The organism is Mesorhizobium sp. M7A.F.Ca.ET.027.03.2.1 (genome assembly GCF_003999175.1).
Classification (GTDB): domain Bacteria; phylum Pseudomonadota; class Alphaproteobacteria; order Rhizobiales; family Rhizobiaceae; genus Mesorhizobium.
The window spans coordinates 1-2,290 of the sequence record NZ_RZOM01001000.1 but is presented as its reverse complement, the minus strand read 5'-3'; the positions used below and the strand labels follow the sequence as shown (position 1 = coordinate 2,290).

The window sequence follows — 2,290 nt, the reverse complement described above, 5'->3', positions numbered from 1 at the left end:
GACATGTCGAGCGCTTCTTCCTGGTCGTGGGCGACGAAGACGAAGGTGATGCCGGTCTTGCGCTGCAGGATGCGCAGCTCGTCGCGCATGGCCTGGCGCAGCTTCAGGTCGAGTGCCGAGAGCGGTTCGTCGAGCAGCAGCACTTCCGGTTCCGGCGCCAGGGCGCGGGCGAGCGCGACGCGCTGGCGCTGGCCGCCCGACAATTGCTGCGGCTTGCGCCCGGCAAAGGCCTCCATATGGACGAGACGAAGCATATCGGCGACGCGCGCATCGCGGCGGCCCTTTGACCAGCCGAGGTTTTCGAGCCCGAAGCCGATGTTCTGTTCGACGCTCATATGCGGAAACAGGGCGTAGCTCTGGAAGACGGTGTTGACCCGCCGCTTATGCGGGGGGAGTCCCTGTATGTCCGAGCCGTGCAGGAAAATCTGCCCCGCCGTCGGCTGCTCGAAACCGGCGATCATGCGCAGCAGGGTGGTCTTGCCGCAGCCGCTCGGGCCGAGCAGCGTGAAGAACTCGTTGTCGTAGATGTCGAAGGAAACAGGCTTCAGCGCCTGATAGGTGCCGAACACCTTGGAGACGCCCTTGATTTCGACGGCCTTTCGAGGTGCGCCGTGGCCGGCCTCGTCATTCATGGTCAGGCGCTCCGGTCAGGACTTTTGCGAGCTCGGCGATGAAGGTGATCGACGCCGCGCCACTGAGAACGGGCGCGGCGTCGATCAGGTGGTTACATCTTCTCCCATTTGCCGCTGCGGACGACGAACATGTCGATGTCGATGGCCATGTTGGTCTGTCCGTTGGCATCGAACGAGACGTCTCCCAGAATGCCGTCGTGGTGGATGTCACGAATGGCCTTGCTCAGCGCCTCCTTGTCGTCGAGGCCTTTTTCCTTGATGACCTGAAGCAGGATCTGCGTCGCCTCGTAGGCATATTTCGCATAGGAGCCGGCGGGATCGGGATAAGCCTTGGTTTCATAGGCCTTGTTGAACTCCTCGAGCTTGGGGTTCGACTGGACGGCCGGAGTTCCGGCGATGGTGCCCTCGGCGGCAGCTCCCGCGATCTCGATGAATTTAGGATCGTAGATGCCTGAAATTCCGTACATCGGCAGATTGCCCATGCCGAGGTCGGCCATCTGGCTGCGCACCAGCGCTGCTTCGGTGACGACGCCGCCGAAATAGACCGCGTCGGGCGACGCTGCCTTCGCGGTAGTCAGCATGGCGCGGAAATCGGTCGTGCCGACAGCCGCGGCATCCGAAGAAACGACCTCGCCGCCGGCCGCCTTGAAGAAATCGCCGAACCATTTGGTGTTGGCCGCACCGTAGTCGGTGGTGTCGGAGATGATGGCGATCTTCTTGATCTTGCCTTGCTTGGCGATGGCTTCGGCCAGCGGCTTGTTCTCGTTGACCAGCGTCGGCGTGACGCGGGTCACGTTCGGGAAGTTCTGTTCGGTGATCTTCGGGCTGACCGCGCCCCAGACGATGAATGGCATCTGCGAGCGGTTGAAGACCGGGATCGTCGCCAACGCGACCGAGCTGTTCCAATGCCCCGTTGCCGCGACCACCGCGGGATCGTTGACCAGCTTCTGCGCCGCCGAAACGCCGACGGCCGGATCGGAGGCGTCATCGAGCACGACGCCTCCCACCTGGTGCGGATAGCCGCTGGCATTGGCCTGCTCGATGGCGAGCAGGAAGCCGTTGCGGGCGCCGAGGCCCTGCTGGGCGTTGCCGCCGGAGAGCGGCCCGATGAAGCCGAGCTTGATCTGGTCGGCCTGCGCCTGGGCGGCGCCCAGGGCGATGGCAAACAGAGAGCCGGCCAGAATTGACGATACGCGGATAAGCGCACTGCGCCTGTTTTGCATGGTTCCACCTCAAACAGAATTATCTGCCGCCGTCGTAGCGACCCGGCCGATCGTGATCGTCGGCTGATCATCAGTGTACGGGCGCGTATTCAGTGACGAAATTCGGAAATTGTGACTCGTGAGTTCGGAGATTCGTTCTGTCCGCCCGGGATGGCGGTTGATACCTGTCGGCTTCAATCGAGAGACGGACCGCATGGCGGAACTGCTTGTCCAGCAACTGGTGAACTGGATAACCCTTGGCTGCATCTATGCCTTGCTGGCGATCGGATTCAGCCTGATCTTCGGTGTCTTGAACGTCATTCATTTCTCGCACGGCGATGTCGCGATGACGGCGCCGTTCATCACGCTGGCGCTTGCCCAGGCGTTGGCGACCGCTCTTGGCGCCTCGGGCCCCGCCTGGCTGGTGCTTGCGGTTCCGGTCGCCGTGCTCGCCGT

General features: G+C 62.9%; 2 protein-coding genes and 1 pseudogene. 1 reads left to right on the top strand and 2 read right to left on the bottom strand.

Annotated features, from left to right (window positions below):
- Both EN750_RS30245 and EN750_RS30240 read right to left on the bottom strand, forming a co-directional pair.
- Positions 1 to 632: ATP-binding cassette domain-containing protein (locus EN750_RS30245; RefSeq protein ID WP_127398928.1), on the bottom strand; the 632-nt coding region annotated here is incomplete at its 3' end.
- Positions 633 to 724: 92 nt separating this feature from the next.
- Positions 725 to 1,855 (bottom strand): branched-chain amino acid ABC transporter substrate-binding protein, encoded by a 1,131-nt coding sequence (locus EN750_RS30240; RefSeq protein WP_127398927.1) that lies wholly within the window; start codon positions 1,853 to 1,855, stop codon positions 725 to 727.
- 193 nt (positions 1,856 to 2,048) lie between these two features.
- On the opposite strand from EN750_RS30240, the pseudogene EN750_RS30235 reads away from it, so the two are divergent.
- Positions 2,049 to 2,290: pseudogene (locus EN750_RS30235) on the top strand (branched-chain amino acid ABC transporter permease); the annotation flags it as partial.

Excerpts from the sequence above, each read along its gene's own strand:
- EN750_RS30240 (WP_127398927.1), bottom strand. The coding sequence starts at position 1,855 with ATGCAAAACAGGCGCAGTGCGCTTATCCGCGTATCGTCAATTCTGGCC.